The sequence below is a fragment of the Hyphomicrobiales bacterium genome (assembly GCA_017642935.1).
GTDB lineage: Bacteria > Pseudomonadota > Alphaproteobacteria > Rhizobiales > MH13 > MH13.
The window spans coordinates 1,399,685-1,421,099 of record JAEPOK010000001.1; the positions used below are offsets into that span (position 1 = coordinate 1,399,685).

Below are 21,415 nucleotides of genomic sequence, written 5' to 3' on the forward strand. Positions count from 1 at the left end.
ATGTCGCGCGCTCTTAGTTTGTTGCGCGATAGGTCTGGCATCCCCAACATTGATAGAGCAAATTAGCGCACCGGCTGTAGCGCAGTCTGTCTACACCGCCATCCTTGTTAATGACGTGCCTATCAGCAACTACGACATCAACGCCAGGGCTGCTCTGCTGCGACTTCAAGGTGGACCAAGTTCGCGCGCTGAGGACGAGTTGATTGACGAAGCCTTGCAACGCGCAGAAGCACGACGGCTTGGTATTTCCGTCACCCAAGCCGAACTCGACCAAGCCCTACAGACGATCGCCTCACGATCGGGCCTATCAGTGTCGCAACTCGGTCAGGCACTCAGCCAACGCGGTGTCGATTTGGCGACCCTTCGCGATAGTATTGAGGCGCAAATCCTCTGGGATCAGGTTATTCGTGCACGCTTTCAGGCGACCGTACGGGTCGATGAACAAGATGTGCTTGCCGCGCTTGATGATCGCTCTAGCGACGAAGCTGCCTCTGAGCTGACGACGACGGAGTACACATTGCGTGAGGTTGTGTTCGTTGTTCCGGAAGGGGCGGGCTCCAACACGCGCGAACAGCGCCGCCGTGAGGCGGCAGCCTTTCGATCTCGGTTCGAGTCTTGTGCATCTGGCATATCGTCCGCCGGACAACTCAACGGCGTCGTCGTTCAAAATGAAGTGCGCCGCTTTTCTTCCGATTTGTCGCCAGCACTTGATGAGCTCCTTCAGGAAACAGCTGTAGGTCGCCTCACACCACCGGAAGACTCCGCTGAAGGCGTGGTGATGTTCGCTGTCTGCAACAAGCGGAATGTGCAGTCCGACGCTGAAGCGCGTCGCGATGTGGAAAGCGAACTGCGCAATGAGGAAGGGCTGTTGCTTTCGCGTGGCTATCTGCGTGATCTGCGCGCATCGGCGACCATTTTGCGTCCCAATAATTGATCGTGCCCGCCAATGCCTGATGCACCCCGGGGTGGGCGTCCGCTGGCCATATCCATGGGCGAACCGGCCGGGGTAGGGCCAGATATCATTCTTCAGGCGCAAGCATGCCTTCAAGGCGACCCTGAAGCGCTACAGCTCGTCGTTTTTGGGGATCCGGTTCTATTGGAACGCCGGGCTGAGCGCCTTGGACTTGACGTTGCAATCTCCGTCCTGGCCAGCATGGTTGACCTTCATGAAGATCAACGTAAAGGGCTTGCCGTTGTCGATGTTGGCCGGGTTGTAGACAGTCCGGGTCGCTTGGATGAGGGCACGGGAGACGTTACGGTTTCCGCTCTTTGCGCCGCCCTCGACGCTGTTCGACTCGGACGCTGTTCAGGGCTCGTAACCGCACCAATCCACAAAGCCAATCTCTACGCTACCGGTTTTGCATTCCCTGGCCACACCGAATTTCTTGAAGCTTACGCGCATGAACACTGGCCAGAATCCAACCCATTGGCTGTCATGATGCTGGCTGGACCTGAACTGCGCACCGTTCCGGTGACGGTGCATATCCCTTTGAGTGAGGTTGCCAGGTCCTTGACGACTCAACGCATCGTCGACGTCGGCGGGGTGGTGGCCCGAGACCTTAAGCAACGCTTCGATATAGACACGCCGCGTTTGGCCATCGCCGGGCTCAACCCCCATGCCGGGGAACAGGGTTCCTTGGGCAAGGAAGACGATGCGATCATCGCTCCGGCCATCACCCAGCTCGGCCAAATGGGTTTCAAGGCTATCGGGCCCTTGCCGGCGGACACGATGTTCCATCCTGAAGCGCGTCAGGCCTTCGATGCGGCGCTCTGCATGTATCACGACCAAGCGCTCATTCCGGTCAAAGCGCTGGACTTCCACAACACCGTGAATGTCACGCTGGGACTGCCGTTCATCCGCACCTCACCAGACCATGGGACCGCGCTTGAGTTGGCTGGTACCGGCAAAGCTTCACCGGCGAGCATGGTTGCCGCTATCAGGCTGGCTGCGCGAATGGCCGAGCGCGCCCGAGAATCCGCGTGAACCTCGAAACGCTTCCCAGCGTCCGCGCGGAGGTGGAAAGCCTTGGCCCCGGCGGTTCCCGCCTCGGTGCCAAGAAGTCGCTGGGGCAGAACTTCCTCTTTGACCTCAACCTCACGCGCAAGATCGCTCGATCCGGCTTGCCGCTCGGCAATGGGACCGTCGTGGAGGTGGGGCCAGGACCCGGCGGCCTAACCCGTGCGCTGCTGCTGGAAGGAGCAAAACGCGTTATCGCCGTTGAACGCGATGAGCGCTTCCGACCGATCCTCGATCGTCTCACAAAGGCCAGCGATGGTCGCTTGCAGGTGATCTATGGCGACGCCACGAAAGTCGATCTCACAGGCCACATCGAACCGTTGGACGGCCCAGCGCAGATCATCGCCAATTTGCCCTACAATGTCGGCACGCCGCTTTTGGTGCGCTGGTTGCTCAGCGAACCTTGGCCACCGTGGTTCGCCGGACTGACTCTGATGTTTCAACGTGAAGTCGCCGAACGCATCGTGGCGCAAGCCAACGACAAGCACTATGGTCGCCTGGGCGTGCTCGCCAACTGGCGATGTCAGACTCATCTGATGTTTTATGTGCCGCCATCGGCCTTTGTCCCACCGCCCAAGGTGACCTCAAGCGTGGTGCATCTTCGTCCGCGTGCCGAGCCTCTGCCTTGCCTTGGGTCTGATTTGGAACGGGTTGCGGCAGCAGCCTTTGGTCAACGACGCAAAATGGTGCGGCAATCGTTGAGAAGCCTCGGCCTTGATCAGCAAAGCTTGGCCGAGCTGATTACATCCGTCGGCCTTCACGGCACAGAGCGCGCTGAAACACTGTCGATCGAGACTTTTGCAGCCCTCGCGCGGACCTTTCGCGATCTAGTCGGCTGAGATCAGGCCACCAACGAAATCATCCAGACCCGGCTGGCGGGTCCGCCGCACCATTTCGGCCAGATAAATCGCCCGGAGCTGCTCATAGGCTTCGCCCAGATCGGTGTTTGTGATGACATAATCGTAGTCGCGCCAGTGGGTCATTTCATCGCGCGCATTTTCCAAGCGCTTCTCGATCACATCAGGCTTATCTTCGGCGCGGCGCGTAATGCGGGCGCGCAACTCCTCAAAGCTCGGCGGTAGGACAAAGACCGTCACGGTGTCGTCCGGCATCGCCGCGCGCACCTGCTCTGTCCCCTGCCAATCAATGTCGAAGAGCATGATGTGCCCTTGGCTTAGGGCACGCTCGACCGGCTCTCGCGGCGTTCCATAAAAATTGCCGTGCACCTCTGCCCATTCCAACAGCGCACCCTGGTCGCGGCGCTGCAGAAACGACACTTCATCGATGAAATGGTAATGCGTACCATCGATCTCAGATGGCCGCCTTTGCCGCGTGGTGACCGAAACTGAGAGCTTCGGCGTCGGCAGGCCCTCGTCCTGCAGAAGCTGTCGCGCCAGAGTCGACTTGCCTGCGCCCGACGGTGAGGAAAGAACCAGAATGTATCCGCGCTTGCTGCTCATGCTTGCCCCTTCCGGTCAGTCGTCTCAACTTTGCTAGCAAATTCGCGCGCCGGTCACTCAACGTTTTGAACCTGCTCCTTGATCTGATCGATCAGCGCTTTCAAAGCTAGCCCATGCTGGGTAACGGTGATCGATGAAGCCTTGGAACAGATTGTATTGGCTTCCCGGTTAAATTCCTGTGCAAGGAAATCAAGCTTGCGACCCACCGGCTCCTTGGCGGCAAGAAGTGAATGCGCCGCATCAATGTGAGCGCGCAGCCGGGCAAGCTCCTCCTCAATGTCGGCCTTGGTGGCGAGCACCGCAACCTCCTGATGGAGGCGTTGGAGGTCCAACTGGCTTGTTTCGGACAGCAGACGGTCCACCTGCGACTGCAGGCGGGCCATCAAATGATCACCACGCGCATCAGGGTGCTGGGCGAGCGCTCTGACTTCCTGATCGATCTCGCCAACGAGTTGCTCCAATACAGAGAGCATGGCCCTGCCCTCAGCCTCACGGGACTCGCTTAAGCTCGCGGCGCAATCAGAGGCGGCGGCTAGTATGGCCTCGTCTCTCGCCTCATCGTCATCGTCGGACGCAGCAGGATCGACCATCTCCACAACACCGGGAAGCGTCAGCAAATCGGCAAGCTGTGGTGGCGGGTCGCCCCATGCGGTGGCGCGTTCGACCAAAGCTGCGCGCAGGCCGTCCAACGTCTCAGCGTTGATACGCGGGCGCCGATCTCCCTCGCGCTGCAGGTTAACCGTCACATTGGCATTGCCACGTCGGACGAACTTCTGAAACAGCGCACGGATAGGCTTGTCGAGATGATCGAAGCCATTAGGCAATCGGAGCTTGATATCGCTGGAACGGCCATTCACGCAGCGTGCTTCGATCAAGATCGACAGTGCCCCATGGCTCGCTTCAGAGCGCGCGAACCCCGTCATTGAGGTGAGTGGCATGGCGGATGCTACTGCTCGGCTGCCGGTGCTTCGGCTTCATCGTCTGCCGCATCGCGTTCGGCCTCTTCAGCCGCCTCGGCTTCGGCAGCTTCCCTCGCTGCTTCGCGCTCACGCTCGATTTCCCGCCAGCGGGCAACGTTTCGGTTGTGCTCTTCATAGGTCTCGGCAAAGGCGTGCCCGCCCGTGCCATCGGCCACGAAGAACAAATCATCAGTGCGAGATGGGTTGGCTACAGCCTCCAAGGAGGCCCGTCCAGGGTTAGCGATCGGCCCCGGCGGCAGCGCGGGAATGGTGTAGGTGTTGTAAGGGTTGCTGTCGTCGCGCAATTGACTGCGATAGATCGGACGAGGCTCCGTCCAGGCTTCACCACCATAAATTCCGTAGAGGATCGTCGGGTCGGACTGGATGCGCATGCCCTGTTCCAGACGATTGATGAAAACACCGGCAACCCGCGTGCGCTCATCGGCGCGGGCGGTTTCCTTTTCGACGATCGAGGCCAGCGTTACCAGTTCTTCCGGCGATTCGATCGGCAGATCGCTAACGCGTCTTTCCCAGATGTCTGCGATAGCGGCTTCCTGAGCTGCCATCATGCGGTCAAGGACGCTTTGGCGGGTCGCATCGCGATTGAACGCATAAGTGTTGGGGAGCAGCGATCCTTCGGGCGGAATCTCGGTAATCTCTCCGGTCAGGAAGTCGGTGGCGTTCAGACGATTGACCATCTGTAAGCTCGTCCACCCTTCCGGGAACGTGACCGAATAAACGACCGTGCGGCCCTCGACCATCATGTCGAGAATGCTGGCCATCGAGGCGTGGGCGTCGATTGCGTATTCACCGGCCTGAAGGCGCGCGCGGGCCTGGCGGGCAAGCACGCCGGCGGTAAAGATGTGTTCGTTGGAAATCACACCGCGCGATTCCAGCATGCTGGCGATTTCACGGGTCGCCATGCCGCGTTCCACGGTGATGTTGCGGTCAGTGGCATGCGGCCCGTCGGCGTTGAATTGCACATTGGCGAAATAGGCCAGCGCACCGAGCACGACGACGCCGAGCAGGGCCAACGAGAACAGACCGTTCAGAAGCACCACGAAGGGCGAACGGGCACGCTTGGCGTGCTTAGCACTCGGTGCGGCGACCTCTTCGGGTTTGATCGCCTGCGCCGCGCTACGCGGGGTCTCGCCAAGCCGCGTTGCGTCAGACGCGTTGTTGTTGGGTGTCTCGTTCATGGCATCGCTCTTTGACTGGCTGTCGTTTCCATCGTCATCTTCTGCCACCACACTTGATCCAACGAGTGTTTGCGGACCCTCGCCAGGCAGCCGTCAAAAGCGGCATATTGTGGCGATTCCAAGGGAACCCGTTGGTTGGCAACCCAGCGAGCGATGGCATCTTTGTCCATCAATCCGCCACCGGTTATCCACAGTTTGTCCACACCCAATCCACAGGCAACCGCAATCGTCGGCCACCCAAGCTTTCGCCTTAATCGACCGCCCGCAGGACCAGCGATGCGTTGGTGCCACCGAACCCGAAGGAGTTGGAAAGCGCGGTTCGGATCGGCTTTTTCTTCGCCGTGTGCGGCACCAAATCGATCGGCGTTTCAACTGACGGATTATCAAGGTTGAGGGTCGGCGGTGCGACACCGTTCTTGATCGCCAGCGTGGTGAAAATGGCCTCCACCGCACCAGCAGCACCCAGCAAATGCCCGATGGCGGATTTGGTCGAGGACATGGTGAGACCGGACACAGCGTCACCCATGAGACGTTCGACGGCGCCCAGCTCGATCTCATCGCCGAGTGGCGTGGATGTACCGTGGGCGTTGACATAGTCAAGCTCTGAGGGGGCGATATCGGCGCGTTTCAACGCCGCTGTCATGCAGCGGAACGCGCCGTCACCATCCATGGAGGGTGCGGTGATGTGGTAGGCGTCGCCCGACAGGCCATAGCCGATCACTTCAGCGTAAATCGTCGCACCACGCGCTTTGGCATGCTCCAATTCTTCGAGCACGACGATGCCTGCGCCCTCGCCCATGACAAAACCATCTCGGTCCTTGTCATAAGGACGTGAGCCTTTTTCCGGCGTATCGTTGAAAGCCGTCGACAATGCCTTACAGGCGGCAAAGCCAGCCAGAGCAATGCGCCCAAGCGGCGATTCCGTGCCGCCGGCTACCATCACATCGGCGTCATCCAGCGCGACAAGACGGGCGGCGTCACCGATGGCATGAGCCCCCGTCGAACAGGCCGTCACCACGGCGTGGTTGGGACCCTTCAGGCCGTGTTTGATCGACACATAGCCACCGGCAAGGTTGATCAAACGCCCTGGAATGAAGAACGGGCTAAGACGACGAGGCCCCTTCTCGTGCATCGTCATAGTGCCTTCGGCGATGCCGTTCAGTCCACCGATGCCTGAACCGATGAGAACGCCGGTGCGGGTCTGATCCTCATAGCTCTCGGGATGCCAGTTGGCATCGGCCAGTGCCTCGTCCGATGCGGCCATCGCATAAACGATGAAATCATCGACCTTGCGCTGCTCTTTGGGCACCATGACGTTATCGGGATTGAACGTGCCGTTTGATCCGTCGCCGCGTGGAATCTGGCAGGCGATCTGGCATGCCAGATCATCCACCTCGAACCCTTCCGGTCGCCCTGCGCCGGATTGGCCGTCAATGAGGCGATCCCAGGTGGTCTTGGTGTCCGCGCCCAAAGGCGTGACCATGCCAAGCCCGGTGATCACAACACGCCGAAGCTTGGTCATTGTCATGCGCGCAATCCTGCATCCATCGTCAAAGGGTCCTGCGTCAGGCGCCGAAGCGACCGGCGCGGCAAGGCTGGCTTACTTCGAAGCGCCTTCCAGGAACTTCACCGCATCGCCAACGGTGAGGATGGTCTCGGCCATGTCGTCGGGGATTTCGACGTTGAACTCTTCTTCAAACGCCATCACCAGTTCAACGGTGTCGAGGCTGTCGGCGCCAAGGTCATCGATGAACGATGCTTTTTCTTCTACCTTGTCGGCTTCGACGCCGAGGTGCTCGACAACAATTTTCTTCACGCGTTCAGCGACATCGCTCATGGGTACATCCTTTCATGATGTGGACTTTGACGCACCAGGCAGGAACGCCCAAGGCACGTAGGTTTTGGTGTTTTGCTCGCGGCGCTATGCGTTTCGCGGCAGAACGCTTGGCGGCCCCTTATCAACCTTGATGCCGTTCAGCAAGTCAGAGCCAGGGTATGCCGGTTTGCAAGGTGAGATAATTGTGAGTTTGGATGGCGTGCCCTTGGGCGCGCCAGCCGCATTAGATCATAGCCATGCCACCGTTCACATGGAGTGTCTGTCCGGTGATGTAGCCAGCTTCATCGCTGGCCAGATAGACAACAGCGCCAGCAACTTCAGCCGGTGTTCCAAGCCGGCCTGCGGGAACCTTGGCCAGGATTGACGTACGCTGTGCATCGTTCAGCACGTCGGTCATCGGGGTTTCGATGAAGCCCGGCGCAACGCAGTTGACGGTGATCCCGCGCGTCGCAACTTCCTGAGCCAGCGCCTTGGACATGCCTGTGAGGCCGGCTTTGGCGGCCACATAATTGCCCTGCCCCGGATTGCCCATGGTGCCGACCACCGATGTGATCTGCACGATGCGACCGAACCGGCGCTTCATCATGCCCTTGATAGCGGCACGCGAAAGCTTGAAGGCTGCCGTCAGATTGACCTGAATGACGGCATCCCAGTCTTCATCCTTCATGCGCATGAAAAGCTGGTCACGGGTAATGCCGGCATTGTTGACCAGAACATCGATAGGGCCGGCGGCCTCCTCAGCGCGGGCGATCATGCTCTCGACATCGTCATTGTCGGACAGATTGGCCGTCATCGGGATGGCCAAATCGCCAAGCACGGTGGCCTTTTCGGCCAGCACCGCTTCGCGTGTACCGGTGATAACGGTTTTGGCGCCCGCAGCGACCAGCGCCTTGGCGATTTCCCCGCCAATGCCGCCTGATGCGCCGGTGACCAGAGCTGTGCGCCCTTCCAATGAAAACATGTTCTTCCCCATAGGCGTTGTTGCTAGCGCGCGAGATGATCGGCGACGCGATCAACATCATCCGGTGTGGCGACATTCATAACGGTCGCGCCATCAACCATGCGCTTGATCATACCTGAAAGCGCCTTGCCAGCACCGATTTCAATGAAGGTGTCGACGCCGTTGGCCGCCATCCATTCCACGCTTTCGCGCCAGCGCACCCGACCTGTCACCTGCTCAACCAATCGAGCGCGTATCGCGTCAGGCTGCGTGATCGGGCTTGCCAGCACGTTGGCGATAACCGGCTTGGATGGTTCCTGAATGGAAGCGCTTGCTAGCGCACCGCGCATGACATCGGCGGCGGGCGCCATCAGAGCGCAATGGAAGGGGGCGGACACTGGCAGCAGGATCGCTCGGCGGGCGCCAGCTTCTTTGGCAAGCTCGATGGCGCGCTCAACAGCAGCCTTGCTGCCGGAGATCACAACTTGGCCTGGTGCGTTGTCATTGGCCGCTTCGCAAACATCGCCTTCTGCGGCCTTTGCGGCGATCTCTTCAACAGCAGCCAGATCCAGGTTGAGAACGGCCGCCATAGCGCCTTCGCCCACGGGAACCGCGGATTGCATGGCATCACCACGCGCGCGCAACAGTTTGGCGGCGGTTGGAATATCAAAGGCGCCACCAGCGGCGAGCGCGGAGTACTCGCCAAGCGAATGACCGGCCAGAAAATCAGCATGCTTGGCAACGGTCACGCCTTTTGAGGCAAGAGCCTTGGTTGCAGCCAGTGAAACCGCCATCAGCGCCGGTTGGGTGTTGGCCGTCAGGGTCAACTGATCCTCAGGACCCTCGAACATCAGGGTGGAAAGATCCTGGCCGAGCGCCGCGTCCACATCCTGAAAAACCGCCCTCGCCTCGGCAAACCCGTCGGCCAATGCCTTGCCCATGCCAACGGCTTGACTGCCCTGACCGGGGAAAAGAAAGGCTGTCGCCATGGAAGATGGTCCTCGCACGATGAAGGTATAATGGGTTGAGCCGCACGGTTTGGCCGCTTAGCGCCTGGAGGTCAAGATGTCGGCAGCAGATGTGGTGGCCCGTGTCACCCGGTGGCCCATGCCTCGCGAAGTTTGATGTCTCTCAGAGTCTCTTGTCTCGCTTCGCAAACTGGCGTATGTCCCGCCGGTCTTTCACGATGAAAGGCTCCGGCCGGGGGTTGAACGGAAGGTCAGCGCAAGCTGGCAGATGGTGGAAGAGCCATCGGCTTCCCGTGTTCCCGCTCTCGAACTTTTCTTGCCAAGCTCCTCTCCCGATTGGGATGGATCACTGGTTTGAAGAGGCTTTGCGCCGGATGATCCTAAATGAGGAAAACCAATGGCACTTTATGAACATGTGTTCCTCGCCCGCCAGGATGTGTCGCAGCAACAGGTCGACGCTCTTGTGGAACAGTATTCCGGGCTGATTTCAGAAATGGGCGGCTCCGTCGCCAAAACCGAATATTGGGGCATGAAAAGCCTCTCTTTTCGCATCAAAAAGAACCGCAAGGCGCATTACACGCTGATGAACATCGACGCTCCGTCGGATGCCGTCAGCGAAATGGAACGTCAGATGGGCATCAATGAAGATGTTCTGCGCTTCATGACCATTCGCATCGACGCGTTCGAAGAAGGCCCGTCGGCAATGATGCGCAAATCCGACCGTGACGACCGTCGCGGCGGACGCGGCGGCGACCGTGGTGGTGATCGTGGCGAGCGTCGCCCGCGCCGCGATGACGGTGACAAGCCTGCCGAAACCAAACCTGCCGCAGAAGGAGACGCATAATGGCCGCAGCAGCTGGCGCTCGTCGCCCTTTTTTCCGCCGTCGTAAGACCTGCCCGTTCTCCGGCGACAATGCGCCGAAGATCGATTACAAGGATGTACGCCTGATGCAGCGCTACATTTCGGAGCGCGGCAAAATCGTTCCGTCCCGTATCACCGCCGTTTCGGCGAAGAAGCAACGCGAACTGGCCAAGGCTATCAAACGCGCACGCTTTCTGGGCCTTCTGCCCTACGTCGTGAAGTAAGCGACACCAAAACCAATGCTGGTTCGGCGAGGTCTGATGGGCTTCGCCGTGCCTAACCGCCCCAACACTTTTGGATCGCGGGACAGCATGCCAGGGCGAAGACACCCTGCACCGGCGCCAATCACGCCAACGCTGTTCCATCGCGATCCGCAACAAAGGATCTAATCGATGGACGTCATTCTCCTGGAACGCGTCGCCAAACTCGGCCAGATGGGCGAGACGGTCAAAGTCAAAGACGGGTACGCCCGCAACTTTCTGTTGCCGCAGGGCAAAGCGCTGCGCGCCAACAAAGCCAACCTTGCCAAGTTCGAAGCCGAGCGTGCGCAGCTTGAAGCGCGCAACCTTGAGCGCAAGTCTGAGGCCGAAGGCGTGGCAAGCACGCTTGACGGCGCAACCTACATCATCATCCGCTCCGCCGGTGAAACCGGTCAGCTTTACGGCTCCGTGGCAGCCCGTGATATCGCCGAAGCGGCGACCGCTGACGGCGTCAGCGTTTCGCGTGGGCAGGTTCGCCTGGAGCGTCCGATCAAATCGATTGGTCTGCACCCGGTGATCGTTCAGTTGCACCCGGAAGTGGAAGTGACTGTGACGATGAACGTTGCGCGCTCCGAAGATGAGGCCGAGCGCCAGGCCGCTGGTGAAGATCTCACCGTGCAGGATTATGACGGCTTTGAGTTTGAGGAAGAGGTGGACGAGGACGCCCCGGACGCCGAAGACATCTTCGAGGTCGCGCCCGATGATGATGAGTTGGCACTCGGCAGTGACGATGAAGGTTCTGCCGACGAGGCTTCCGAGACTGAAGGTGATGAGGAAACTGACAAAGCTGAATAAGGCTTGTTCACATCAATCCACACCTATTGAAGCGCCGGGCTCCTGCCCGGCGTTTTTTTTATCATTTGGGCAAGGCGCGCACACAAGCGCTCAAGACTCGGTTATGGTGCGCCTCTGACCACAATGAGGCCCCCATGAACGACCTTGCCCCTTTGGCAACGAAAGGCGCAGAAGCGCTGCGCTCGGCGCCGCACAACGCCGAAGCCGAGGCGGGTTTGCTGGGCGCCATCTTGGTGAACAATGAGGCGTTCTATCGCGTCGTTGATTTCCTAGAGCCGCACCACTTTTATCTGGCACCGCACCAGAAAATCTTCGCCACGATCTCCGAGCTCATTCGCGGCGGCAAGGTGGCGACGCCGATCACTGTAAAGACCTATTTCACCGCCGATGAAACCATCGGTGAGATGAGCGTGCCGGCCTATCTGCTGCGGCTGCACGCCGACGCGACCAGCATCATCAACGTCGTTGATTATGCCGGCATGGTCTATGAGCTTGCCCTGCGCCGGATGCTGATCGGCATCGGCGAGGACATGGTCAATGTTGCCTATGATGCGACCGTTGATACGTCCGCCGGACAGCAGATCGAAACGGCGGAAAAACAACTCTTTTCGCTCGCTGAAAAAGGCCGCGCCGAGCAAGGCTTTGTCGGTTTCGACAACGCGCTTGAGCAAGCCATCCACATGGCGACCGCCGCCTACCAGCGCGACGGCCAGCTATCGGGTCTACCAAGCTATTTTCGCAATCTCGATGGCCGCATGGGCGGGCTGCAGCGCTCCGATCTCATCATCCTCGCCGGGCGTCCAGCGATGGGCAAAACCTCTCTTGCCACCAACATCGCCTACAATATCGCCAAGCATTGGCGCGGCGGCGTCGGCGCCAACAATGAGATCGAAACCGAGACCGGTGGGATCGTCGGCTTCTTCTCGCTGGAGATGTCGTCGGAACAGCTCGCAACGCGTATTCTGGCCGAGCAGTCGGGGGTCTCCTCATCGCGCATTCGCCGTGGCGATATCAAAGCCAATGAGTTCGAACAGGTGGTGATGGCAAGCCAGGAAATGCATTCCATCCCGCTTTATATCGACCAGACTGGCGGCCTCACGGTTGGCCAGTTGGCAGCGCGCGCGCGGAGGCTGAAACGCCAAAAGGGACTTGATGTTCTGATTCTGGATTATCTGCAATTGCTGACAGGGTCCTCGCGTCGATCGAGCGAAAATCGGGTTCAAGAGATCACCGAAATCACCACTGGTCTCAAGGCTTTAGCCAAAGAACTGGATGTTCCGATTCTGGCTCTATCGCAGCTTTCCAGACAGGTTGAAGCGCGTGAAGACAAGCGCCCGCAACTCTCCGATCTTAGGGAGTCTGGCTCGATCGAGCAGGACGCCGACGTCGTGCTTTTCGTCTATCGCGAGGAGTATTATCTGCAGAACAAAGAGCCGAAGCCGAACACCGAAGAGCATCTTGCCTGGCAGGAAGAGATGGACCGTGTGCATGGTCTTGCCGAGGTGATCATCGGCAAGCAGCGGCACGGCCCGACAGGCACTGCCAAACTGACTTTCGAGGCGGAACTGACCCGCTTTGGTGATTATGTCGAAGACGACCATGTCCCCGATCACTACTGATCTCGATCAGACGGACCACAGCGGTGGACGACTAACTGTCAATCTCGGTGCCCTAGTTCAGAACTGGAGAACGCTTGCCCAGCTAGCAGCGCCTGGTGAGTGCGCTGGCGTGGTGAAGGGCAATGCCTATGGGATCGGTCTGGAGCCGGTTTCGCAGGCTCTGTGGAAAGCTGGTTGCAAGACGTTCTTCGTTGCTTTGCCGCAAGAAGCTTTTGAGCTGCGTGGCTACCTTCCTGAGGCCTCGATCTATTGCCTGGGCGGAGTGACGCCAACCGGTGCGGCTGACTTTGCCAGCCAGAAGGTGCGCCCAGTGCTCAACACGATGGATGAGGTCCATGAGTGGGCTGCTCTAGGCGGTGACCATCAAGCCGCCCTGCACGTCGATACAGGCATGACGCGACTTGGGATAACCATGGATGAAGCCGTCGCGCTGGCGGCTGACAACGGTTTGCTGGCCCGGCTGAACCTTACGCATGTCATGAGCCATTTGGCGTGCGCGGACGAACCCGATCACGCTCTCAACGATTTGCAGATCGCCAACTTCAATGAGGTCCGTTCTCTTTTTCCCGACCTTGCTGGATCGCTGGCAAATTCTGCCGGCACGATACAGGGCGAACGCTTTCGTCATGACCTCGCGCGCCCTGGCATCGCACTCTATGGCGGCCAATCGGTTGTTCCTTCATCGGTGGATCTGCACTCGGTGATAAGGTTGGAAGCGCGTGTCATGCAGATACGTCCCGCCAAGGCGGGAGACGTCGTTGGGTATGGCGCCACCAAAAAGCTCGACCGCGACAGCCGTATCGCGATCCTGGGTGTCGGCTATGCAGATGGCTATCACCGGCTTGTCGGCAACGACCCCGACGCACACGTTTCGATCAATGACCACCCTGCCCCGCTGCTTGGCCGCGTATCTATGGACCTGATGGCCGCCGACATTACCGAGTCGCATTTTGATGGTGTTCGCGCCGGCATGTTCATTGAACTGATAAATTCCCAGATCACGGTTGATGTGGTCGCCAAGTGGGCGAACACCATCGGCTATGAGGTACTCACTGGGCTGGGTCTGCGTTATGCTCGCACTTATCTGGGTGGTTGACCGGTAACCGTTTGATCTTGTTTTGTTCTCATCATTAGGATAAGAGCGAAACACGTCAATCGCTGAAAAAAGAGTGCGCATGGCCAAGCGTCGATCCTCCTTCATCTGCCAGAATTGCGGCACCGAGCACCCCCGCTGGATCGGTAAGTGCGATGGCTGCGGCGCATGGAACTCGCTGGTGGAAGAAAGTGCATCCGGTGGCGGCGGTGCGCTTGGCGGACCGGCGAAAGGGTCAGCCGTAAAGGGCCGGGTCGTCGGGCTTTCCTCACTCGATCATGTCGAAGAACCTTTGCCGCGACTCGCCTCTGGAATCACGGAGCTCGACAGGGTGACCGGCGGCGGATTCGTGCGCGGGTCAGCGCTTCTCGTCGGCGGTGATCCAGGAATCGGCAAGTCAACCTTGCTCATGCAAGTCACGGCAGCGCTCGCGCAGAAAAATGCGCGCGTGATTTACATTTCTGGTGAGGAAGCGCTTGGGCAGGTGCGCTTGCGGGCTGAGCGCCTCGGCGTTTCCCAGGCGCCGGTCGCCATCGCGTCTGAAACCAACCTGGAAGACATTCTGGCGACGCTTGAGGACGGACCGCAGCCTGATCTGGTGGTGCTTGATTCCATCCAGACGCTGTGGAGCGCGGGCGTTGACAGCGCGCCGGGCACTGTGACGCAGGTGCGTGCCTGCGCCCAGCAAGTGATCCGTTATGCCAAACGCACCGGCGCGAGCGTCATTCTGGTCGGCCATGTCACCAAAGACGGACAGATCGCCGGTCCGAGGGTCGTGGAGCACATGGTCGATGCGGTGCTCTACTTCGAAGGTGATCGCACCCATCACTTCCGCGTGCTGCGCGGGGTAAAAAACCGCTTTGGGGCGACCGATGAGATCGGCGTTTTCGAGATGACGGGCTCCGGCCTGCAAGAGGTGCAGAACCCATCAGAGCTCTTTCTTGGTGACCGGCTGGTGGAAACACCCGGCTCGGTGGTGTTTGCCGGGTTGGAAGGCACGCGGCCGATTTTGGTGGAAATCCAGGCGTTGGTCGCGCCCTCATCGCTCGGCACGCCACGGCGCGCCGTGGTCGGCTGGGATTCCAACAGGCTGGCGATGGTGTTGGCCGTGCTGGAAGCGCGGTGCGGTGTCCGCTTTTCCGGCCATGATGTGTATCTGGCCGTCGCCGGCGGTCTGCGCCTCAGCGAGCCTGCCGCGGACCTTGCTGTGGCTGCCGCCCTTGTTGCCTCGCTCACAGGCCTCTCGCTTCCCGCCAAGCAAGTCTATTTTGGCGAGATCGGTTTATCAGGAGCTGTGCGCTCTGCCCCACAAGCCGTCTTGCGGATGAAAGAAGCAGCGAGACTCGGCTTTGAAGAGGCGATAACGGCGCCGCTTGCTAAAGAGCGCGACGCGAAAACTGGCCTGCGCCTCAATGCCCATACGCGGCTTGAATCGCTGGTTGCTGATTTGGCCGCCGCTGCGGCGAGCACGGGCCAACCGCATCAACAGGCCGCGGAATAACGGCGGCGCCTTTTTTGTTGGTCGGAGTGCACAATTTGCATGCGCCCCAGCCTGCGTCATCGATTGTGACAGGTCTGTGTCGCTCTTGCACTTGAACCCTGCGCCTGATCGTGAAAAAGACGGTTCGGCTGCTTGCCAGCGCATTGGCGCGTCGGACCACCGACGATGTTGTGCGCCGGGTTGCGCCCCCCGACCTGCCGCGACCATCGTTCAAGAGGCCCTTGTTTATGACGCTCACCATTCTTGATGGGATCGTTCTGATTGTCGTGTTGCTGTCAGCCGTCCTGGCGATGATGCGTGGTTTCCTTCGTGAAATTCTGTCGATCGGGTCCTGGGTCGCCGCTGCAGCTGGTGCTTACTTCCTCTATCCGAGCTTGCTGCCCTTCGCCAAACAGTACATCACCGAGGATGTGTTCGCGACAGCCGCCGTCATTGGCATCATCTTCTTCCTTATTCTGATCATCGTATCCTATCTGACGATGAAACTTTCCGACGCGGTGGCTGATTCTGCCATCGGCCCGCTCGATCGCACGCTCGGATTTCTTTACGGCGCGGCCCGCGCGGTGCTCCTGTTCGTGATCGCGGCGCTGTTCTTCAACTTTTTCATTCCCGAAAACGCCCCACAATGGGTGGCCGACTCGCGCTCCAAGCCGTTCCTGGATGAGTTGGGGGCCGAACTGCTGGCCATCTTGCCAGATGACCCAGAAGGGCAGATCATCGACCGCATTCGCGGCAATGACGACGAAGATGAAACGGCCGTTCCAAGCACTGGAACGTAAGGCGTATAGAGGTGCGTCGGCACCAAATTGCTCGCATTTCTTATTGCCGCACCGGCTGCGACGCCTTCGCTGAAAGGTCCTGACCCATGGTCGCCTACACTGCGCATGACGATCACTTTCATGATGAGTGCGGCATCTTCGGCGTGTTCGGGCATACCGATGCAGCAGCCCTGACTGCCCTCGGCCTGCATGCCCTTCAGCATCGCGGGCAAGAGGCGGCCGGCATCGTCTCGTTCGATGGGCGGCAATTTTTTTCAGAACGCCATATCGGCTTAGTCGGCGATCGCTTTTCCAAGCCAGATGTTCTGGGCCGTTTGAAAGGCGATCGAACGATTGGTCATGTGCGTTATTCAACCGCCGGTGGCGCGGGATTACGCAACGTGCAGCCGCTGTTTGCCGAGTTTGCCGGTGGCGGTTTTGCGGTTGCACATAACGGCAATCTGACCAATGCGCACAAGCTGCAAATTCAGCTGCGCCAGGGCGGGTCGATATTCCAATCAACGTCCGACACCGAGCCGATCATTCATTTGATCGCAACCAGCAAGGAATCCAACATTGTCGCGCGGCTCACCGACGCGCTGCACAAGGTCGAAGGCGCCTATTCGCTGATCGCGCTGACCGAAAAGAAACTGATCGGCGTGCGCGACCCTCTTGGTGTGCGCCCGCTTGTTCTCGGCATGATCGACGATGCGCCGGTGCTTGCCTCGGAGACCTGCGCTCTGGACATCATTGGCGCAGATTTCGTGCGCGATATTGAGCCGGGTGAGATGGTGGTGATCACCAAGACCGGGGTCGAAAGCTTCCGACCGTTTGATCCCAAACCATCACGGTTCTGCGTCTTCGAATATGTCTATTTTGCACGGCCCGATTCGATGGTCGAGGGACGCAATGTCTATGCCGTGCGCAAGCAGATCGGCGCAGAGCTTTCCCGCGAGGCACCAGCTGACGTTGATCTGGTGATCCCAGTACCTGACTCCGGCACGCCAGCGGCGATCGGGTTTGCCGAAGCGTCGGGCATTCCGTTCGACCTTGGCATTGTACGCAACCATTATGTCGGTCGGACCTTCATCGAGCCGACCGATGCCATACGCCATATGGGTGTGAAGCTGAAGCTCAACCCCAATCGGCTGCTTCTGGAAGGCAAGCGGGTCGTTCTGGTGGATGATTCCATCGTGCGCGGCACGACATCGAAAAAGATCGTCCAGATGGTCCGCGAGGCCGGGGCGCGCGAGGTGCATATGCGCGTGGCAAGCCCGCCCACCCGCGACGCTTGCTATTACGGCGTCGATACGCCTGAGCGCGAGCAGCTCATCGCCTCCAGCCAGACCGTCGATCAAATCGCCCAATCCATCGGTGTCGATAGCCTTGGGTTTCTCACCATCGACGGGCTTTACCGCGCGCTCGGCGAAGCCCGCCGCAACGGCGATGCGCCGCAATTCTGCGATGCCTGTTTCACCGGCGACTACCCGACGCCGCTCACCGACCGTACCGAAAAAACGGCGAACCGCTTGCGGCTTGTCGAAGCCGACTGACAACCAGGTACATTCATGAATCAACCTGCCAATGATGATGCCCAACCGGCTATTAAGCCCGGCTCCTCCGATGCGCGCGTGGTCGTTGTCACCGGCGCCTCGCGCGGCATCGGTTATGCGACTGCCAAAGCCTTTGGGGCCACCGGCGCCCATGTGGTGGCTGTGGCGCGCACGACCGGCGGGCTGGAGGAGTTGGACGATGAGATCAAGGCCGCTGGCGGCTCGGCCACACTCGTGCCGCTCGACCTGAAGGACGAGAATGCCATCGACCGGATGGGCCTAGCGCTTTACGAGCGTTTTGGCCGGGTCGATGTTGTGATCGGCAATGCGGCTGTCATCGGCGTTATCACACCGCTTGGCCATTTGAAGCCGAAAGATTTTGAGACGCTGATGGCCGTCAATGTGACCGCCAATTATCGCCTCATCCGCTCCATGGACCCGCTGCTTCGCCAGTCCGACTCCGGGCGTGCGGTGTTTTTAACCTGCACTGCCGGTCAGGCCGCCAAGCCTTTTTGGGGTGGCTATGCGGCCAGCAAGGCGGCGCTGGATTCCATGGTGCGCACCTATGCGGCCGAGATGATCAACACGCCGGTTCGCGTCAACCTTTTCGACCCTGGGCCTGTGCGCACGGCACTGCGCGGTAAAGCCGTGCCGGGTGAGGACCAGACGGCGCTGCCGATGCCAGATGATGTGATCGGGCCAATCCTGGAACTCACCAGCCCCGATTTTGCTGAGACCGGCCAGCTGTTCCACGGCCGCGCTGACGGCTTGAAGAAGGCGACTGACCCCGCCTAATCGCTAGTGAATTTTGCGCTTCTTTGCCTTGGCCTCATAGGGGTTGCTGCCCTTGCGCATCAACACCCGAAGCGGCACACCCGGCAAATTGAACGTGTCGCGCAGGCCATTGACCAGGTAACGTGTGTAGCTACCGGGCAAAGCATCAGGCCGCGAACAGAACACCGCGAAGGTGGGCGGGCGAGCCTTGGCTTGCGTCATGTAGCGCAACTTCAGTCGTCGTCCTGCAACGGCCGGCGGCGGATGCTGTTGCAGCGCGGCGGTCAGCCAACGGTTGAGTGCCGCGGTTGAGATACGCGTGTTCCACACATCGTCCATCTTCAGCACGGCCTGCATCAGCGCTTCGGTACCCTTTCCGGTCAACCCTGACAGCGGGACCAGTGGCGCGCCACGCACCTGCGGCAGCAGGCGGGCCAATTCTTCCTCGCACTCCTTGAGGAAAGAGCCCTTGTGTTTGACGAGGTCCCATTTGTTGAGACCAAACACCAGCGCCCTGCCCTCGCGGGCGACGAGGTCGGCGATTTGCAGATCCTGTTTTTCAAACGGGTGCTCGGCGTCCATCAAAATGACCACGCACTCGGCGAACTGGATGGCGTGCAGCGCATCGGCCACGGATAGCTTTTCCAGCTTCTCCTGGACCTTGGCCTTACGGCGCATCCCAGCCGTGTCAAACAGCTTGAAGGGCCGTCCTTGAAACACCCAGTCGACGGAAATCGTGTCGCGGGTGATGCCCGCTTCTGGGCCGGTCAGCAAGCGATCATCGCCCAGCAACCTGTTCACCAACGTGGATTTACCGGCATTGGGGCGACCGACAATGGCAACCTGCAGCGGATGCGTTCGTGGTGCTGCCTCAATGATATCGGGCGCATCTTCGTCGTCCGGGTCCCACACTGGTTCGACGAAATCGTCCGCCGTTTGTGGGCTGGCTGCGGCGTTCTCGGCCAGGCGCGTGAAGTGTTCATCCAACGCCTGAAACAGATCGGCCATGCCTTCGCCATGCTCGGCAGAGATGGCCACCGGCTCGCCAAGCCCGAGTTCATAGGCCTCGTAAAGGCCATCCATGCCCTTGCGGCCTTCCACCTTATTGGCGACCAGGATCGTCTTATTGCCAAAGCGGCGCATCAGCGTGGCAAACTCCGAGTCAGTCGGCGTGAGGCCTGCGCGCGCGTCGATGATGAACAGACAGACATCGGCCTCATCAATCGCGCGTTCGGTTTGGGCGCGCATGCGGCCCTCAAGCGAGTTGGCGTCCGCCTCCTCAAGGCCGGCTGTATCGACCAGAGTGAACGCCAAATCGCCAAGCTTGGCATCGCCCTCGCGGCGATCACGGGTCACGCCAGGCGTGTCATCGACCAGCGCCAGGCGCTTGCCGACTAGCCGGTTAAACAGCGTCGATTTGCCAACATTCGGCCGCCCGACAATTGCAACAACTGGCGGGGTTGAAAAAGCGGTGGCCATAAGCGGTCAGTTCAGGGCGAGCAGCGTGCCGTCGGCAGCCAACGCCAGCATGCGTCCACCAGCCGCGATCGGCCGCAGGAAGATGTCCTCATTGACGCTGGTCGAGCCAAGTACCTCGCCTGTCGATGGGTTGACCCGCAGCACATTGCCATCGCTCGACGCCAGGAACAGCACGTTGTCGGCAAGCGCAGGACCTGCCCATTTTTCCTGGCCTTCGCCGGTACCACCAGGCAGGCGAGTTGCCCACTGGATGTCGCCGGTGGAACGCGAAAGCGCCATCAGACGGCCTTCCAGGTCGATGAGGAAGATGACGTCTCCGGCCACGATGGGCGTGTGCACCGAACCTACATTGGTTTCCCACTGGCGGTTGCCGGAATCCAGGCCAACCGAAATCGTCCGTCCGCCAACGCCGGTGGCAATCACCGAGCCGCTTGCAATCACGGGGCTCGCCACAAGATCGCGTAAGCCCGACAGCGCCTGATAGCGCGCGCCTGTGACAACGGCGTCAGCCCAACGCGGTTCGCCATCGCTGGCATTCAGCGCGACAATTTCACCGGAGGAGTAGGGCACGATGACTGTGTTGCCGGACACCGCCGGTGTGCCAGAGCCGAGCAAGCCAGCCGTCGCGGGCACGCCGCGGAAGCGCCAGCGCTCCGTCCCGTCGGTCGCAGACAGCGCAAGCAGCGTGTTGGATTGAGTGATCACATAGACCTGGTCGCCGGCAAAGGTCGGGGCCGATAGCGCTGGGGTATCAAGGTCAATGGCCCAGGCCGTCTGGCCAGAATTGGCATCCAGCGCAAAAAGCTGGCCGAAACCAGTGGCGGCAAACACGCGGCCCGCGCCAAACGCGACGCCTCCTGCTCCGACTTGGCCATCTTCGCCTTCCGGTCGCAGATCGCGGCGCCAGCTCTGACCGCCGCCAGACATGGCAACCGCCGTCACATTGCCATTCGGATCGTAGACATAGGCCCGTCCGCCCGCGACCACCGGTAGTGCGGCCATGCGCACCTGACGACGGCCCGACACGATTCCCGCCTGCGCGCTCCAGGTTTGGGCGCCTGACAGGGAAACATGCCCCGGATTGTTGGCTGCATTGCCACCTGGCTGTGGCCAATCAATCGCGCCTGATGGGCCAGGGATCGAGACGGCGGTGTTGGTGACTGCCAGAACTGGGTCGGCAGCGCTACCCACGGCGCGGCGTTCACCGGGGATCGGCGGATCCTCACGATTGAACGGGTTCAGACCGTCGAACGTATCGCCAATGCTACCGGCGCAGCCGGCGAGCATTGGGCCGACGCAAAGGGCAAGCGTGAGAGGTTTGAGGAAGGGACGCATGAACTT

21 protein-coding genes are annotated in these 21,415 nt (G+C 60.1%); 12 read left to right on the forward strand and 9 right to left on the reverse strand.

Going from position 1 to position 21,415, the window contains the following annotated elements; genetic code table 11:
* Window positions 1-49: 49 nt before the first annotated feature.
* The 3 genes from JJ917_06575 to rsmA are packed head-to-tail and all read left to right on the forward strand — an operon-like array spanning window position 50 to window position 2,856.
* A complete protein-coding gene (locus JJ917_06575) occupies window positions 50-934 on the forward strand; it encodes a peptidylprolyl isomerase (GenBank protein ID MBO6698473.1) in 885 nt (294 codons plus the stop codon).
* Between the two features lie 12 nt (window positions 935-946).
* Entirely contained in the window at window positions 947-1,984 is a 1,038-nt protein-coding gene (gene pdxA / locus JJ917_06580) for a 4-hydroxythreonine-4-phosphate dehydrogenase PdxA (protein ID MBO6698474.1), read from the forward strand.
* On the forward strand, window positions 1,981-2,856 hold the full coding sequence (gene rsmA, locus JJ917_06585; GenBank protein ID MBO6698475.1) for a 16S rRNA (adenine(1518)-N(6)/adenine(1519)-N(6))-dimethyltransferase RsmA: 876 nt from the start codon (window positions 1,981-1,983) through the stop codon (window positions 2,854-2,856). The genes pdxA and rsmA overlap by 4 nt, the downstream gene beginning before the upstream one ends.
* Here the strand turns inward: rsmA and gmk are convergent.
* From gmk to fabD, 7 genes are all read right to left on the reverse strand, one after another.
* The gene (gene gmk / locus JJ917_06590) at window positions 2,845-3,477 is read right to left on the reverse strand and encodes a guanylate kinase (GenBank protein MBO6698476.1); all 633 of its coding nucleotides are present in this window, start codon (window positions 3,475-3,477) and stop codon (window positions 2,845-2,847) included. The genes rsmA and gmk overlap by 12 nt on opposite strands.
* Before the next feature lie 53 nt (window positions 3,478-3,530).
* Window positions 3,531-4,415, reverse strand: coding sequence for a YicC family protein (locus JJ917_06595; GenBank protein ID MBO6698477.1), 885 nt, complete (start codon window positions 4,413-4,415; stop codon window positions 3,531-3,533).
* 8 nt (window positions 4,416-4,423) lie between these two features.
* A complete protein-coding gene (gene mltG / locus JJ917_06600) occupies window positions 4,424-5,635 on the reverse strand; it encodes an endolytic transglycosylase MltG (GenBank protein ID MBO6698478.1) in 1,212 nt (403 codons plus the stop codon).
* Window positions 5,636-5,885: 250 nt separating this feature from the next.
* Window positions 5,886-7,157, reverse strand: coding sequence for a beta-ketoacyl-ACP synthase II (gene fabF / locus JJ917_06605; protein MBO6698479.1), 1,272 nt, complete (start codon window positions 7,155-7,157; stop codon window positions 5,886-5,888).
* Window positions 7,158-7,235: 78 nt separating this feature from the next.
* Window positions 7,236-7,472, reverse strand: coding sequence for an acyl carrier protein (locus tag JJ917_06610; GenBank protein MBO6698480.1), 237 nt, complete (start codon window positions 7,470-7,472; stop codon window positions 7,236-7,238).
* 223 nt (window positions 7,473-7,695) lie between these two features.
* Complete coding sequence (gene fabG, locus JJ917_06615) at window positions 7,696-8,433, reverse strand: 3-oxoacyl-[acyl-carrier-protein] reductase (GenBank protein ID MBO6698481.1); 738 nt, start codon at window positions 8,431-8,433, stop codon at window positions 7,696-7,698.
* 23 nt (window positions 8,434-8,456) lie between these two features.
* Window positions 8,457-9,401 (reverse strand): ACP S-malonyltransferase, encoded by a 945-nt coding sequence (fabD, locus tag JJ917_06620; GenBank protein MBO6698482.1) that lies wholly within the window; start codon window positions 9,399-9,401, stop codon window positions 8,457-8,459.
* Between the two features lie 376 nt (window positions 9,402-9,777).
* Here fabD and rpsF point away from each other — a divergent pair, with 376 nt between their 5' ends.
* The 9 genes from rpsF (at window position 9,778) to JJ917_06665 (ending at window position 18,616) form a co-directional block, all read left to right on the forward strand.
* Window positions 9,778-10,224 carry a 30S ribosomal protein S6 gene (rpsF, locus tag JJ917_06625; protein ID MBO6698483.1) on the forward strand — a complete coding sequence of 149 codons (447 nt, stop codon included), beginning with the start codon at window positions 9,778-9,780 and terminating at the stop codon, window positions 10,222-10,224.
* Entirely contained in the window at window positions 10,224-10,466 is a 243-nt protein-coding gene (locus JJ917_06630; GenBank protein MBO6698484.1) for a 30S ribosomal protein S18, read from the forward strand. The genes rpsF and JJ917_06630 overlap by 1 nt, the downstream gene beginning before the upstream one ends.
* 168 nt (window positions 10,467-10,634) lie before the next feature.
* Window positions 10,635-11,297, forward strand: a complete 663-nt coding sequence (gene rplI, locus JJ917_06635) for a 50S ribosomal protein L9 (protein ID MBO6698485.1) — start codon at window positions 10,635-10,637, stop codon at window positions 11,295-11,297.
* A 134-nt stretch (window positions 11,298-11,431) separates the two neighbouring features.
* The gene (locus JJ917_06640) at window positions 11,432-12,916 is read left to right on the forward strand and encodes a replicative DNA helicase (GenBank protein ID MBO6698486.1); all 1,485 of its coding nucleotides are present in this window, start codon (window positions 11,432-11,434) and stop codon (window positions 12,914-12,916) included.
* Window positions 12,897-14,012: an alanine racemase gene (alr, locus tag JJ917_06645; GenBank protein MBO6698487.1), complete on the forward strand. Its 1,116-nt coding sequence runs from the start codon at window positions 12,897-12,899 to the stop codon at window positions 14,010-14,012. Before JJ917_06640 ends, alr begins: the two co-directional genes overlap by 20 nt.
* A gap of 79 nt (window positions 14,013-14,091) precedes the next feature.
* Entirely contained in the window at window positions 14,092-15,510 is a 1,419-nt protein-coding gene (gene radA / locus JJ917_06650; protein ID MBO6698488.1) for a DNA repair protein RadA, read from the forward strand.
* A gap of 227 nt (window positions 15,511-15,737) precedes the next feature.
* Window positions 15,738-16,289, forward strand: a complete 552-nt coding sequence (locus JJ917_06655; protein ID MBO6698489.1) for a CvpA family protein — start codon at window positions 15,738-15,740, stop codon at window positions 16,287-16,289.
* An 86-nt stretch (window positions 16,290-16,375) separates the two neighbouring features.
* Entirely contained in the window at window positions 16,376-17,821 is a 1,446-nt protein-coding gene (locus JJ917_06660) for an amidophosphoribosyltransferase (GenBank protein MBO6698490.1), read from the forward strand.
* Between the two features lie 15 nt (window positions 17,822-17,836).
* Entirely contained in the window at window positions 17,837-18,616 is a 780-nt protein-coding gene (locus JJ917_06665; protein MBO6698491.1) for an SDR family NAD(P)-dependent oxidoreductase, read from the forward strand.
* A gap of 3 nt (window positions 18,617-18,619) precedes the next feature.
* On the opposite strand, the gene der is transcribed toward JJ917_06665, so the two are convergent.
* Window positions 18,620-20,074 (reverse strand): ribosome biogenesis GTPase Der, encoded by a 1,455-nt coding sequence (gene der, locus JJ917_06670; protein ID MBO6698492.1) that lies wholly within the window; start codon window positions 20,072-20,074, stop codon window positions 18,620-18,622.
* A gap of 6 nt (window positions 20,075-20,080) precedes the next feature.
* The gene (locus JJ917_06675) at window positions 20,081-21,409 is read right to left on the reverse strand and encodes a PQQ-binding-like beta-propeller repeat protein (GenBank protein ID MBO6698493.1); all 1,329 of its coding nucleotides are present in this window, start codon (window positions 21,407-21,409) and stop codon (window positions 20,081-20,083) included.
* Between the last annotated feature and the right edge of the window lie 6 nt (window positions 21,410-21,415).